Genomic DNA, 13377 nt, shown 5'->3' with positions numbered 1-13377 from the left:
ACGCTGGACGTGTCGGGCGCCGAGCGGGACACTGGCGTCAGACAACCTCAGAGGGGGCCATGGACACCCTGTTCATCGCCGGCACGTGGCGGCCGGCCGGTAACTCGGGAACCAGAAGCATCCACTGTCCTGCGGACGGCCAGCACGTCGTGACCGTCGCGGAGGCGACCGCGGACGACGCGCGCGACGCGGTCGCGGCGGCCCGCGCCGCCTTCGACGACGGCCCCTGGCCACGGACCCCGGCCCCCGAACGCGCGGCCCTGCTGCGCCGGCTGGCCGACCGGCTCGAGGCCGAGAAGGACGACGTGGCGCGCCTGGAGTCGCTCGACACCGGCAAACGGTTCGTGGAGTCGCAGATCGACGTCGACGACATCGTCAGCGTGTTCCGCCACTTCGCCGACATCGCCGCCGCCGACGCCGGCCGGGTCGTCGACACCGGCATGCCGTCCGTTGCCAGCCGCGTCGTCCACGAACCGGTCGGGGTGTGCGCCCTGATCACGCCCTGGAACTACCCGCTGCTCCAGACCGCCTGGAAGGTGGCGCCCTGCCTGGCCGCCGGCAACACCTTCGTGCTGAAGCCGAGCGAGCTGACGCCCAGCACCGCGATGTGGCTGGTCCGCACCCTCGCCGACCTGGGGCTTCCCGACGGCGTCGCCAACCTGGTCCTGGGCGCCGGCGCCGAGGCCGGGGCGCCGCTGGTCGAGGACCCGGGCGTCGACCTCGTGTCCTTCACCGGTGGTCTGGAGACCGGCAAGCGCATCATGGCCAGCGCGGCCGCGACGGTGAAGCGGGTCGCGCTGGAGCTGGGTGGCAAGAACCCGAACGTGGTCTTCGCCGACGCCGACCTGCCGGCCGCCATCGACAACGCGTTGACGGCTGTCTTCCTCGACTCCGGCCAGGTCTGCTCCGCGGGGGCACGGCTGATCGTCGAGGCCAGCGTTCACGACGAGGTGGTCGACGCCCTCGTCGCGCGGGCACGCGACATCCGCCTCGGTGGCCCCTTCGACGGTGAGGCGGAGACGGGGCCACTCATCAGCGAGGACCACCGCACCAAGGTCGAGAAGTACGTCGCGCAGGCGCTGGAGGACGGCGCCGAGCTGCGCTGCGGGGGAGAGCGGCCGAGCGGGGCGGCCTACGAGAACGGCTACTACTACCTCCCGACGATCCTCGACCACTGCGCCACCGACATGCGGTGCGTGCGCGAGGAGTCCTTCGGGCCCGTGCTCACCGTGGAGACCTTCGAGGGCGCCGACCGCGACCAGGCCGAGGACGCGGCGGTGAGCCTGGCCAACGACACGATCTACGGGCTGGCCGGCGCGGTCTGGACGGAGAACGCGGGCCGCGCCGAACGGGTGGCGAGCCGGCTGCGCCACGGGACCATCTGGATCAACGACTACCACCCCTACGTCGCGGGCGCCGAGTGGGGCGGTTTCAAGCAGTCCGGCAACGGCCGCGAGCTCGGCCTCGCCGGGCTCGAGGAGTACCGCGAGACCAAGCACGTGTGGCACAACACCCGGCCCGCTCCCGCCGGCTGGTTCCCCGACCGGACCGGAGGAGCGTCGTGAAGAGCTACGACTACGTGATCGTCGGCGGTGGCTCCGCCGGCTCCGCGCTCGGCAACCGGCTCTCCTCCGACCCGCACACCTCGGTCCTCGTGCTCGAGGCCGGGCGCAACGACTCGATCCTCGACCCGTTCATCCACATGCCGGCCGCGCTGCCCTACCCGATCGGCAACCGGCTCTACGACTGGAAGTACGAGAGCGAGCCCGAGCCCCACATGGGCGGACGCCGGGTCTACCACGCCCGCGGCAAGGTGCTGGGCGGCTCGAGCTCCATCAACGGCATGATCTTCCAGCGCGGCAACCCCATGGACTACGAGCGGTGGGCGGCCGAGCCCGGGCTCGAGCGCTGGGACTACGCGCACTGCCTGCCCTACTTCAAGCGGATGGAGACCTGTCTCGCCAGCGTCGACGCCTGGCGCGGCGGGTCGGGGCCGCTGGTGCTCGAGCGTGGTCCCGCGACCTCGCCCCTGTTCGGGGCCTTCTTCGAGGCCGTGCAGCAGGCCGGCTACCCGCTCACCGACGACGTCAACGGCTACCGGCAGGAGGGGTTCGCCAAGTTCGACCGCAACGTCCACCGCGGTCGTCGGCTCTCCGCCGCTCGCGCCTACCTGCACCCGGTGATGCACCGCAAGAACCTCGACGTGGAGACCCTCGCGATGGTCACGGGGCTGCGGATGGAGGGCACCCGCTGCACCGGCGTCGACTACGTGCGCGGCGGGCGGCTGCGTCGTTCGGTCACGGCGGGTGAGGTCATCCTGTGTGGCGGGGCCTTCAACAGCCCGCAGCTGTTGCAGCTCGCCGGCATCGGCGACCCCGAGCACCTCGCACCTGTCGGCGTCGAGACCCGCGTCGAGCTGCCCGGTGTGGGCGCCAACATGCAGGACCACCTCGAGGTCTACGTCCAGTACGCCGCCCGGCAGCCGGTGTCGATCGCACCCTGGCTCGCCCACCACCACAAGCCGCGGATCGGAGCCGAGTGGCTCTTCGCCCGGCGCGGTGTCGGGGCCTCCAACCACTTCGAGGCCGGTGGCTTCATCCGCTCCAACGACGACGTGGAGTGGCCGAACCTCATGTTCCACTTCCTGCCGATCGCGATCCGGTACGACGGCAGCAAGCCGGCCGAGAGCGACTACGGCATCCACGGCTACCAGGTGCACATCGGACCGATGTACGCCGACACCCGGGGCTGGCTGCGGATCCGCTCCACCGACCCCACCGAGCACCCGGCCATCCAGTTCAACTACCTGTCGACCGAGACCGACCGCCGCGAGTGGGTCGAGATGGTCCGGGCGGCCCGCACGATCATGGGGCAGCCGGCGTTCGCCGCCTTCAGCGGCGGCGAGATCTCGCCGGGGCCGTCCGTGACCACGGACGAGGAGATCCTCGACTGGGTGGCGCGCGACGCGGAGACCGCGCTCCACCCCTCCTGCACGGCCAAGATGGGCACCGACGACGCCGCCGTGGTGCACCCCGACACGATGCGCGTCCACGGCACCGAGGGGCTACGGGTGGTCGACGCGTCGGTTTTCCCCTTCGTCACCAACGGCAACATCTACGCGCCGGTGATGATGGTCGCCGAGAAGGCAGCCGACCTGATCGCGGGCAACACCCCGCTCCCGCCGCTGACCGACGTGCCGTGGTACCGCCACGGTCGCGGCGACCCGCCGTACCCGCCCGGCGACCCGCGCAACGAGGCCTGGGACACCACCAAGCACCTGCCGAGCGCCGCCTCGGTCTCTCGGGGTGTCGAAGAGAGAGGAGAGCGGTCATGACGCTCGACACCAGCAACGTCCGCACGATGGACGACGCGCCGCGGGGGCGCTGGGGTGGACCCCAGGCACGGTGGCCGGTGTTCCTGACCTCGGTCACCGGGATCAGCGCGATGGCGCTGTGGGCGATCGTGGCACCCAGCCAGGCCGAGAGCGCGATCTTCTCCGTGGTCGACCGCGTGACGACCGGGTTCGGCTGGTTCTACATCCTGCTGGCGACGGTGATCCTGGGCTTCGTCCTGTTCCTCGGGATCTCGCGCTACGGCAACGTCCGGCTCGGACCGGACCACTCCCGGCCGGAGTACTCCACCTTCGCCTGGGCCTCCATGCTCTTCGCGGCCGGCATCGGCACCGACGTCATGTTCTTCTCGGTCGTCGAGCCGGTGACGCAGTACGTCGCGCCGCCGACCGGCAACCCCGAGAGCGTGCTCGCCGCCCGCGAGGCCACCGTGTGGACGCTGTTCCACTACGGCATCTCCGGGTGGGCGATGTATGCCCTCATGGGGCTGGCGCTGGCCTACTTCGCCTACCGGCTGCACCTGCCGCTCGCGGTCCGCTCCGCCCTCTACCCGCTGGTGGGCAGGCGCATCGACGGCGTGCTGGGCCATGCGGTCGACTCGGCCGCCGTGCTCGGCACGGTCTTCGGCGTCGCCACCAGCCTCGGGATCGGCGTGGTCTTCCTCAACGTCGGCCTCAACCAGCTCTTCGGGGTCGGCATCGGCACCGGTTGGCAGATCGCGCTGGCGCTCCTGGCGGTCACGATGGCGGCCATCTCGGCCACGACCGGTGTCGACAAGGGCATCCGGATCCTCTCCCAGCTCAACGTGATCCTGGCGCTGCTGCTCGCCGCCTGGGTCCTGGTGACGGGCAAGACGACGTTCATCCTGAACGCGATCGTCATGAACGTCGGCGACTTCCTGCGCACCTTCCCGGCCAAGACCACCGAGACCTTCGCGTTCGTCGACAACGACGAGTGGATGTCGCTGTGGACGTTGTTCTTCTGGGCCTGGTGGATCGCCTGGGCGTCGTTCGTCGGGCTCTTCCTCGCGCGGATCTCGCGGGGCCGCACCATCCGGCAGTTCGTCGCCGGCACGATGATCATCCCGTTCAGCTACATCGTGATGTGGATCAGCATCTTCGGGAACGCCGCCATCGACCGGGTCCGTGGCGGTGACCAGGCCTTCGCCGAGGAGGCACAGCAGTACGACGGCGCGGGGTTCTACACGCTGCTCGAGCAGTTCCCCGCCTCCGGCGTGGTGATCGCGCTGGCGTTCCTGGTCGGCCTGCTGTTCTACGTCACCTCGGCGGACTCCGGAGCCCTGGTCACGGGCAACCTGAGCTCCCAGCTGCGGTCGGTCCACGACGACGCCGCACCCTGGATGCGGATCGTGTGGGCCTCGGTGACCGGCGTGCTGACGATCGCGATGCTGCTCGTGGGCGGGATCCTGGCCCTGCAGTACGCCACGATCATCTTCGCGGTGCCCTTCGCCCTCGTGCTCATCGCCGTGATGTGGGGGCTGATGCGCGCCCTGCGCGTCGAGGGGCGTCGCGCCGACTCCGCCGAGCACCACCTGCCCACCATGCTGTCGGCACGGTCGGCCTGGGACTCCCGGGAGGCCTGGCGGGCCCGGGTGGCGCGGGCGGTGAACTTCGCCGACGCCGCGGACGCGGAGCGTCACCTGACCTCGGTGATCCACCCCGCGCTCGACGCCGTGGCCAGCGAGCTCACCGAGCGAGGTGTCACCGCCTCGGTGGACTCGGGCACCGGCGAGGCCGGCCAGGCGTGGGTCGAGCTGCACACCGAGGGGGAGGGTCTGCCGTTCGTCTACCGGGTCGAGATCGACGAGGCCGCGGTGCCGACGTACGGCGGCCGGATGATGGGCGACCGCGACCGCTACGCCCGGCTCGAGGTCCACCTCGACGGGGGCGGTCAGGACTACGACGTCATGGGCTACTCGGAGACCCAGGTGATCCACGACTGCCTCGACCAGTACGAGCAGCACCTGGCGTTCCTGCGGCTGGGCCCGGAGAAGTAGCGCCCGGACCGAGGGGCGGACAGGGCCCGGACATGTAAAGACCCCGCAGGCGTCTCGGGTCACCTGCGGGGCTGACAGGAATCCTGCCTGATGCGTCCGGGCTTCGTCATCCGGATCCGCCAGATGTTGGGCCTTTGTTACCGAACGGTGGATCTCGTCGACGATTGTGCGTGTGTGAGCCGGTTGAGCAGCCAGCCACGGGCGTCCGGGGCCCCTCAGTCCCTCAGTCGATGTGGACCCACACCTGCCGGGACGGGACGGCCCCGGTCGTGTTGGCCGCCAGCTTGTAGTACCCGGGCGGCAGCAACGCCGGGTCGTCCGGCACGGTCACGGTCACCTGCCCCGACCCGTCCACGGTGAAGGGCAGCTCCGGCATCGACTGGTTCGGCACGTAGAGATGCGTGTCCGCCCGCGCGCGGTCGAGCGTGAAGTAGCCGAGGGTCGTGCCGGGCGGCAGGTCGACGTCGACGACGTAGGACCCGCCGTGGGTCATGTGCCCGGGGTGGCTGCTGATCGAGGGTCGTGGTTCGGACACGTACCAGGGGGAGTAGATCTCCTCGTCGTCTTCGAAGAAGTTGCCCTTGGGGTCGCCGCCGTAGGTCGAGACCCGACCGTCGAGGTCGGTCATGAGCGTGGAGTGGTAGTTGCGGTCCACCCTGGGTGCCGCCACCTCGCGCCAGACGTCGGCGTCCTGGTCGTAGATGGCGGCCCAGCGCACGGATCCGCCGCGCCACACGGTGTTCCCGCCGGTCGCGAAGAGCTGACCGTTGGGCAGCAGCGTGGCCAGGACCAGCATCATCCCCTGCGGTAGCGGTGCCCGCGGAGTGAAGCGGGGCACCTGTGTGGGCCAGACGCTGTAGTCGATCAGGTCCACGTCGCGGATGGCCGGGCCGCTGTTGGTGCCGCCGCCGATGACGACCACCTTCTGATCCTGCGCCGGGAACAGCAGGATCGAGGCGGCGGCCTTGCGCCGCGTCGGCTGGCGGAGCCCGGGGGTGGTCACCCGGCTGCCGGTGGTCAGGTCGAGGATCGAGGCCGGACGGTCGGCGCTCGGCCAGCTGCTCGCGCCGGTGTAGGCGGCAAGGTCGTCGCCGATGAGGCGGATGTCGGAGTAGAAGCGGGTTCGCCACTGCCACGGCACCCGCTGCCAGGTCGTGGCGCCCCGGGGGAGGTACTCCCACTCGGTGAGGGCCCTCCCGTCGTGGTTGCCCCCGTGCTTGTAGATGCCGCCGGTCTGGTCCTCGAGGAGCCCCGGGTACCAGGCGGGCAGCACGTCACCGATCCGGGTGATCGAGCCGGTCACGGGGGCGTAGGTGTAGCTCTCGGCCGCACCGCCCCACTTCCCGCCGTTGGTCTTGGGGTAGCCGTCGATCGCGGTCCCGCTGGCGACGAGGATCTGCCCGTCGTGCATGTGGACGGCCGCGTTGCAGAACCAGTCGTTGGGGGTCTGGATGGTGCTGTAGGTCCCCGCCTCGCGGTCGTAGCGGTAGCAGAGGAACTTGCGCTGGGCCGCCCACTGCGGGCTGTTGCCGGATCCAGCACACAGCAGCAGCTCGTCGTCGGTCCCCGGGAGGTCGAAGGCGTGGACGACCCGCTCGAGCTTGATGCCCGGCGCCCAGGAGCCCCCGGACGGCACCGGCATCGCCCGCGGCGCCGACGCGGTCGGGGCGGCCCGGTGAGCGGCATGGGCGTGGTGGTGATGCCCGCCGGTGGAGGAGGTGGGCGCCGGGTCGCGGGGCGGGCGGTTGCCGTGGGCCGCGCCGGTGGCGAGCGGCCCGAGCGCCAGCGCGGCGAGAACCGAGAGAGTCAGGGCGCTCCTGCGGTGCATCGGCTCATCCCCCGTATGGCCTGCCCCATGCGATAGCTGAACCTACTGCGCGGACGACACCCTCCGCTGCGCCCAATTGTGGGTATGTTTCGCGGCCTCCCGCCCTTTCGCCCGCACGGTGGGGTAGAGGACGGGAGGCCGCGCTGCGCCTGCCGTGTCGTCAGATGTAGGTGGCCAGCACCACCCAGACGGTGGCCGCGCCGATGCCGTCGGCGCATCCACCTCCCTCGGGCGTGAACCGGTAGGCGGTCAAGGGCGGGGTGATGTCGGCGACGGCCGGGATGACGGCCTGCTCGAGCGTGCCCGACGTGCCACCGCCGCGGCACGTGACGTCGACCCGGTCCCGCGAACCGTCGAGGCGGCCGACGTCGGTTGCCTCGGCCGGGTCGAGTGCCAGCGTGCTGTCGTAGTGCCGGTAGCGCCCGCGGGCGAGCACCTCGACCATCCGCCCGGTCTCCGGGGAGTACATCAGTCCCCGTGGCGGCAGGGCGGTCGACTGTCGCCACTCGAGAGCGGGGATCGAGTCCCTGAGGAAGTCGCCGAGCGGCGTGGCCCCGGGCCCGAGCCGGTCCCACACCTCGTGCTCGTCGCCGACGGAGCAGGTCGAGGTACCCACGTTCGCGTAGCGCAGCCTCAGGGACCCGTCCTCGGCGATGGCGGCGAGCCACGGTGAGGTGTGGTGGACCAGGCTGTTGTGGCGGGCGCACCCGCCGTCGTCGGCCATGTGCCACGTGAGGGTTTCGCCCTTCAGCGAGTAGGTGCCGGCCAGCAGCCGGTCGCTCGGCGACGGTCCGACGTAGTTGCCCTCCGCGTCCATGAGCAGCGCGAAACCGCCGTGGGGCTCGCGGCTCATCCAGAGGCCCTCGAGGTCGGCGTTCGCCGGGGTCGTGCCGCGGAGGAACTGATCGTCGGACTGGCTGAAGACATCCGGCGTCAGGGCCGCCCGGAGCGCGTCGGCGGGGGTGGACTCCCGGCTGTCCGCCGGGGGCGGCGCGGCGGTGTCGTCGGCGACGACGTCGCGGACGACGACGACAGCGACGATGGCGGCTGCCGCCACGAGGGCAGCCGCGGCGATGCGGCGACGGGGAGACGGCGGCTGCAGCCGCGACGTCACCTGTTCGTAGGACTTGATGGTGTCTTCCTGGGTCACGACGAGACCTCCGGTCAGTGCCTGGAGGGCCGAGACGACCCGCTGTTCCTCGACCGGGTTCATCGGGTCACCTCCAGGGCGGTGTGCAGGGCATGGAGGCCTCGGTGCGTGTGCCGCTTGACGGCGCCGTCCGAGATGCCGAGGGTCTCCGCGGTCTCCGCCACGCTGAGCTCGAGGAGGTACCGGCAGACCACGACCTCACGCTGCCGTCTGGGGAGCCGGCGCAGGGCCGGTCCCACGAGGGCAACGTCGTGGTGTCGTTGGGCGGTCTCGGCGGTGTCGACGACGTGCAGCGGCACCCCGACCGCAGCCGTCATCGATCGGTCACGGATGCGAGACCGGATGCCCGAGCGACACCGGTTGAGGACGGCGGACCGCAGGTAGGCCTCGGCGGCAGCCGGGTCGCGCAGGCGACCCCAGTGGCGGTACAGCGACACGAACGCGTCCTGCACGGCGTCCTCGGCCCCCTCGCGGGAGCCGAGAACGGCGAACGCGGCCCGGAGCAGCGCCGCGTGGTGCCGGTGGAACAGCACCTCGATCGCTGCCTCGGCGACCTCGTCCGCCCCGCCGGCAGCTGCCGACGGGGACCCGCTTCCGAGGATCTGCTCCACAGCAGCCTCCGGGCGTTGCGATGTCACGTGCGGGAGTCCCACACCGGAGCATCAGGTTGACACCCCCGCCCAGGAAGGAGCAGGTGAGCTAGACCAGTGGCCCCGCGGGTGCGGACGTCACCCATTCGAATGAGGTCCGAGCCCTTTCCCACCCGCCATCGCTCTGTGCGCACTAAGGTCGGCGGGTGGACGTGTTCGCCAAGTTCAACGTCGTCCTCTCTGGGCCCGAGGACGCACCGCCCCTGGTCTTCGGGCACGGTTTCGGGTGCGACCAGCACATGTGGCGGTTCGTCGCGCCCGAGTTCGAGCGGGACTTCCGGGTCGTGCTCTACGACATGCCGGGCACCGGGGGATCAGCACCCCAGGCCTACGACGCCGTACGGCACAGCGACCTCGAGGGCTACGCCGACGACGTCCTCGAGATCGTCGAGGCGCTCGACCTCGCGCCGGTGGCGTTCGTCGGGCACTCCGTCACCGCGATGATCGGAGCCCTTGCCGCCCGCCGGGCTCCGCAGCTGTTCGACAAGCTGGTCATGATCGGTCCCTCGCCCTGCTACGTCGACGACGAGGGTTACCGCGGCGGGTTCGCCGAGTCCGACATCCACGAGCTCCTCGAGTCCCTCGACGCCAACTACCTCGGCTGGTCGGCGACGATGGCTCCGGTCATCATGGGCAACGGTGACCGGCCCGAGCTCGGAGCCGAGCTGACCGAGAGCTTCTGCCGCATGAACCCCGAGGTGGCGCGCAGCTTCGCCCGGGTCACCTTCCTCTCCGACGTCCGCGACGTGCTGCGCGAGGTCACCACACCCACGCTCGCACTCCAGTGCACCGAGGACGTGATCGCCCCCGTCGAGGTCGGCGAGTACGTGGTCGCGGAGATGCCCGACGCCCGGCTCGTGATGCTCGATGCCACGGGCCACTGCCCCCACCTGAGTGCCCCGGAGCCGACGATCGCCGCCATCGCACCGTTCCTGCGAGGGCGAACCCCTCAGCCGGCCTGACGGTGGCCAGCATGATCTTCAACCCGAGTGAGCCACGAACGGGTTCGGCCCGCGAGGCGTTCCTCGACGCCCTGGTCTTCGACGACCCGGTGCAGCTCTACGAGCGCGCGCCCTGCGGCTTCCTCTCGACCACCCCGGACGGGCTGATCGTCAAGTGCAACAGCACGTTCCGGTCGTGGGTGGGCTACGACGCGGCCGAGCTGGTGGGGTCGATGTCACTCATCGACCTGTTGACCCCCGGCGGGCGGATCTACCACGAGACGCACTATGCCCCGTCCCTGCGGATGCAGGGCCAGGTGCGCGAGATCGCCCTCGACCTGGTGCGCAAGGACGGCGGGCGGTTGCCAGTTCTCCTCAACGCCACGATGGCCGCCGACCCCGAGGGGCACGTGAGAGTGGTCCGGATCGCGGTGTTCGACGCCACCGAACGACGCCGGTACGAACGCGAGCTGCTGCGCGCGAAGGAGGTGGCCGAGGACCACGAGCGTCACGCGCGAGAGCTGTCCCAGGCGCTCCAACGCTCCCTGATCCCGCCCAGGCCACCGGCGATCCCCGACCTGGAGGTGGCCACCGCCTACCACCCGGCCGGCACGGTCGTCGGCGGGGACTTCTACGATGTCTTCCCCATGGCGGCCGGCGACTGGGCCGTGGTGATCGGCGACGTGCGAGGCAAGGGCGTCGACGCCGCGCTCGTAACGGCGTTCGTGCGCCACACCGTCCGCGACCTCTGTGTCCTGCACGACCGGCCGGCGGCGGTGCTCCGCGACCTCGACCTGGCCCTGAGCGCCCACGAGACGGAGCGGTTCTGCACGCTGGCGCTGCTGCGCCTGCGGCGCGTCGCGGAGGGCTGGCGGGTCGTGCACACCACCGGCGGACATCCCCCGCCGATGCTCCGGCGGCGAGGCGGCGCGTGGGAGAGCTGGGGTGCCGAGGGGTACCTCGTCGGCGCGGACGTCGGCGAGCCCCTATTCGGCGAGGTCGAGACGGTGCTGGGGCCGGGTGACGCGCTGGTCCTCTACACGGACGGCACGATCGAGGCTCGTCGGCCAGGCGCCTTCTACGGGGAGGAGGGGCTGCTGAGCTCGCTCTCGTCGGCCTGGGCGGGTGCGCAGGACGTGAACGCCCTGGTCGACCGGGTGGTGGGCGACGCCCTGGCGTTCCAGGACGGTGTCCCACGCGACGACATCGCCACCATCGCGCTCGCGGTCCCGGCCGATCGTGAGGCGCCGGCGGGCGGGGCGTCGCCGCTGCGGATGGTGGGGCCGAGAAGCGGTCCCCTGAACGAGAAGAGGCCCACCCCGGATCTCTCCGACGTGGGCCTCTGACCTGCTCGGTACGCCATCAGGGACTCGAACCCCGGACCGGGGCGCGGCAGGTTGCCCTGTTGCTCTGCAGTTCAGAGCCCTTTCCACCCCTGTTAGCGCGTTTCCCCTTCCCGCGGCTCGTCCCGCTGTTACGTTCCGCGCGTGCCCCTCACTACAGCGCCACGAGCGCGCCTTCGACCTGTCCTCCTCTCACTCACCGGCCTCTGCGTCGGCGTAGCCGGTGTCATGGTGCCGACAGCAGCCTCGGCGGCGCCGGCCCCCGACTCGCAGATCGTGGCCGGCAACGCGTTCATGTCCAACGGCTACATCGAGCTGGGCTCACGCCCGAACGGGTCCTTCGGATCCGACACCGACGCACCGGCCGGCTACCACCCCCTGACGACCGGAAGCCGCCAGGTGCTCGGTTTTCGGGCAGACCGCGACAAGGACGGGTGGGGAGTCGGCACGGACGACGGCGACTTCTTCACCCCCGGCATCCCCTGGGAGGCGTGGGCGCTCGCGGTCGGCGACGGCCCCTGGCGGGAGAACTCCTCCTCAGTCACGGGTGTCCCTGGCGCCCACGCTTCCCCTGAGACTGGTCCAGGTGGGGCCTCGGGCACGTGGGAGGCGGACGCCCCGGTCGACGGGATCCACCTCACCCAGGTCGTCACGATCCCTGCCGGTTCCCGGCTCCTCAACGTCGACGTGACCCTCACCAACACCACCGGCGACGTCCTCAACAACGTCCGGTACCTGCGCACCGTGGACCCCGACAACTGCGCCATGCGCACGGAGCCCGTCTGTGACACCGACGGCGACGGTGCCGCGGATGGTGCGGCGTGGTACGCCACGTGGAACACGGTCGTGGCGCAGAAGGCCGCGGGCGATGCCCGCAGCATCGTCTCGGCCGACCAGACGGACGGCTCCTACCTCGACCTGCGCACCGCCGCCGCCGGGTCGTCCGTGGGCTTCTGCACGGGATTCAGCGTCTCTCGCTGCGCGTCGGACTCCCCGGTGGGTGAGAGGAAGTTCGCCGACGACGCCTTCTACCTGCGGGTCGACACCCCGACGCTGGCTGCCGGAGCGTCGCGGACCTTCCGGTTCCAGTACGTGCTCGCCGAGGACGAGGCTGTTCTGCCGCCCGCGGCCGAGCCCACGGTCGGAACCGTGAAGACCCGCCCCCGGGCCGTCCTGGGGAACGCCGGCAAGGTGCCCGCCACCTGCCGGACCAAGGGAGCCGACCTCGCCAGGTGCAAGATCGTCCTGACCACCCGCTCGAACGGTGAACGGGTCGTCCTCGGGAAGAAGGCTCGCTCCTTCGCGTCGGCGGACGTCCGACGCGGCGTGGTGAAGGTCCCGCTCAACCGACGAGGCAAGGCCCTGCTGAACCGCCTGGGCGGCGTCGACGTCAAGGTCACCGGTGTGGTGCGCGCCGTCGGCTCGTCGAAGCCGGTCACCCGGAAGGACCGGATCCGGCTGCTTCCCCGCACGGTGAGCCTGAGCCCCGTCATGTTCGGCGCGAAGACCTCACAGGTCGAGCACCCCTACCGCGGCTACCTGAACGGGGTGGCCCAGCGCCTGCGTCACGTGAAGCTGATCCGGATCACGGGCCACACCGACAACCAGGGGACCCCTGCCTACAACATGCGGCTGGGGCTCGATCGGGCCAAGGCCGTGAGGGCCATCCTCGACAGCGGTCAGGGCACACGGCCTCGGTTCCGGCTCGAGAGCCGCGGCGAGCACGCCCCCGTCGCCAGCAACGCGACCAAGGAGGGACGTGCTCAGAACCGGCGGGCGGTCATCGTGATCCGCTACTAGATCAGGGGACCTGTCTCCGCGACAGTCAACGACCGAAGGGCCGTCCGATCACGGGCGGCCCTTCGGCGACTCGAGCCTGTCGTTCGGGTCGGATCGAGCCCGGGGCCGCGGCCTGGTGTCGCACGCGTCGGGCGCGGGCCGGACGACGGCGCGAGTGTCTGGCCAACGAGAAGAGGCCCACCCCGGATCTCTCCCACGTGGGCCTCTGACCTGCGGTCTGCTCGGTACGCCATCAGGGACTCGAACCCCGAACCCGCTGATTAAGAGTCAGCTGCTCTGCCAATTGAGCTAATGGCGC

At 70.9% G+C, this 13377-nt stretch carries 9 protein-coding genes and 1 tRNA gene; 6 read left to right on the top strand and 4 right to left on the bottom strand.

Annotated features, from left to right (window positions below):
- Positions 1-59: 59 nt before the first annotated feature.
- The 3 genes from K6T13_RS12865 to betT are packed head-to-tail and all read left to right on the top strand — an operon-like array spanning position 60 to position 5367.
- Positions 60-1565: an aldehyde dehydrogenase family protein gene (locus tag K6T13_RS12865; RefSeq protein ID WP_222894953.1), complete on the top strand. Its 1506-nt coding sequence runs from the start codon at positions 60-62 to the stop codon at positions 1563-1565.
- A complete protein-coding gene (gene betA / locus K6T13_RS12860; protein WP_249423775.1) occupies positions 1562-3334 on the top strand; it encodes a choline dehydrogenase in 1773 nt (590 codons plus the stop codon). The genes K6T13_RS12865 and betA overlap by 4 nt, the downstream gene beginning before the upstream one ends.
- Positions 3331-5367, top strand: a complete 2037-nt coding sequence (gene betT / locus K6T13_RS12855) for a choline BCCT transporter BetT (RefSeq protein ID WP_222894952.1) — start codon at positions 3331-3333, stop codon at positions 5365-5367. Before betA ends, betT begins: the two co-directional genes overlap by 4 nt.
- A 223-nt stretch (positions 5368-5590) precedes the next feature.
- Here betT and K6T13_RS12850 read toward each other — a convergent pair whose 3' ends face one another.
- The 3 genes from K6T13_RS12850 to K6T13_RS12840 all read right to left on the bottom strand — a co-directional run bounded on the left by K6T13_RS12850 (position 5591) and on the right by K6T13_RS12840 (position 8983).
- On the bottom strand, positions 5591-7195 hold the full coding sequence (locus K6T13_RS12850) for a galactose oxidase early set domain-containing protein (RefSeq protein WP_222894951.1): 1605 nt from the start codon (positions 7193-7195) through the stop codon (positions 5591-5593).
- A 160-nt stretch (positions 7196-7355) separates the two neighbouring features.
- Positions 7356-8408, bottom strand: coding sequence for a hypothetical protein (locus K6T13_RS12845; RefSeq protein ID WP_222894950.1), 1053 nt, complete (start codon positions 8406-8408; stop codon positions 7356-7358).
- Complete coding sequence (locus K6T13_RS12840) at positions 8405-8983, bottom strand: RNA polymerase sigma factor (RefSeq protein WP_222894949.1); 579 nt, start codon at positions 8981-8983, stop codon at positions 8405-8407. Before K6T13_RS12840 ends, K6T13_RS12845 begins: the two co-directional genes overlap by 4 nt.
- Positions 8984-9141: 158 nt before the next feature.
- On the opposite strand from K6T13_RS12840, the gene K6T13_RS12835 reads away from it, so the two are divergent.
- The 3 genes from K6T13_RS12835 to K6T13_RS12825 all read left to right on the top strand — a co-directional run bounded on the left by K6T13_RS12835 (position 9142) and on the right by K6T13_RS12825 (position 13079).
- Positions 9142-9957 carry an alpha/beta fold hydrolase gene (locus K6T13_RS12835; RefSeq protein WP_249423774.1) on the top strand — a complete coding sequence of 272 codons (816 nt, stop codon included), beginning with the start codon at positions 9142-9144 and terminating at the stop codon, positions 9955-9957.
- Between the two features lie 11 nt (positions 9958-9968).
- Complete coding sequence (locus tag K6T13_RS12830; RefSeq protein ID WP_222894948.1) at positions 9969-11282, top strand: SpoIIE family protein phosphatase; 1314 nt, start codon at positions 9969-9971, stop codon at positions 11280-11282.
- Between the two features lie 225 nt (positions 11283-11507).
- Positions 11508-13079: an OmpA family protein gene (locus tag K6T13_RS12825; RefSeq protein ID WP_222894947.1), complete on the top strand. Its 1572-nt coding sequence runs from the start codon at positions 11508-11510 to the stop codon at positions 13077-13079.
- Between the two features lie 225 nt (positions 13080-13304).
- Here the strand turns inward: K6T13_RS12825 and K6T13_RS12820 are convergent.
- Positions 13305-13377, bottom strand: a tRNA-Lys gene (locus K6T13_RS12820).

This window comes from Nocardioides coralli (genome assembly GCF_019880385.1).
Classification (GTDB): domain Bacteria; phylum Actinomycetota; class Actinomycetes; order Propionibacteriales; family Nocardioidaceae; genus Nocardioides; species Nocardioides coralli.
Note: the sequence above shows the minus strand (reverse complement) of the source record. Positions and strands in the feature narration are given on the sequence as shown.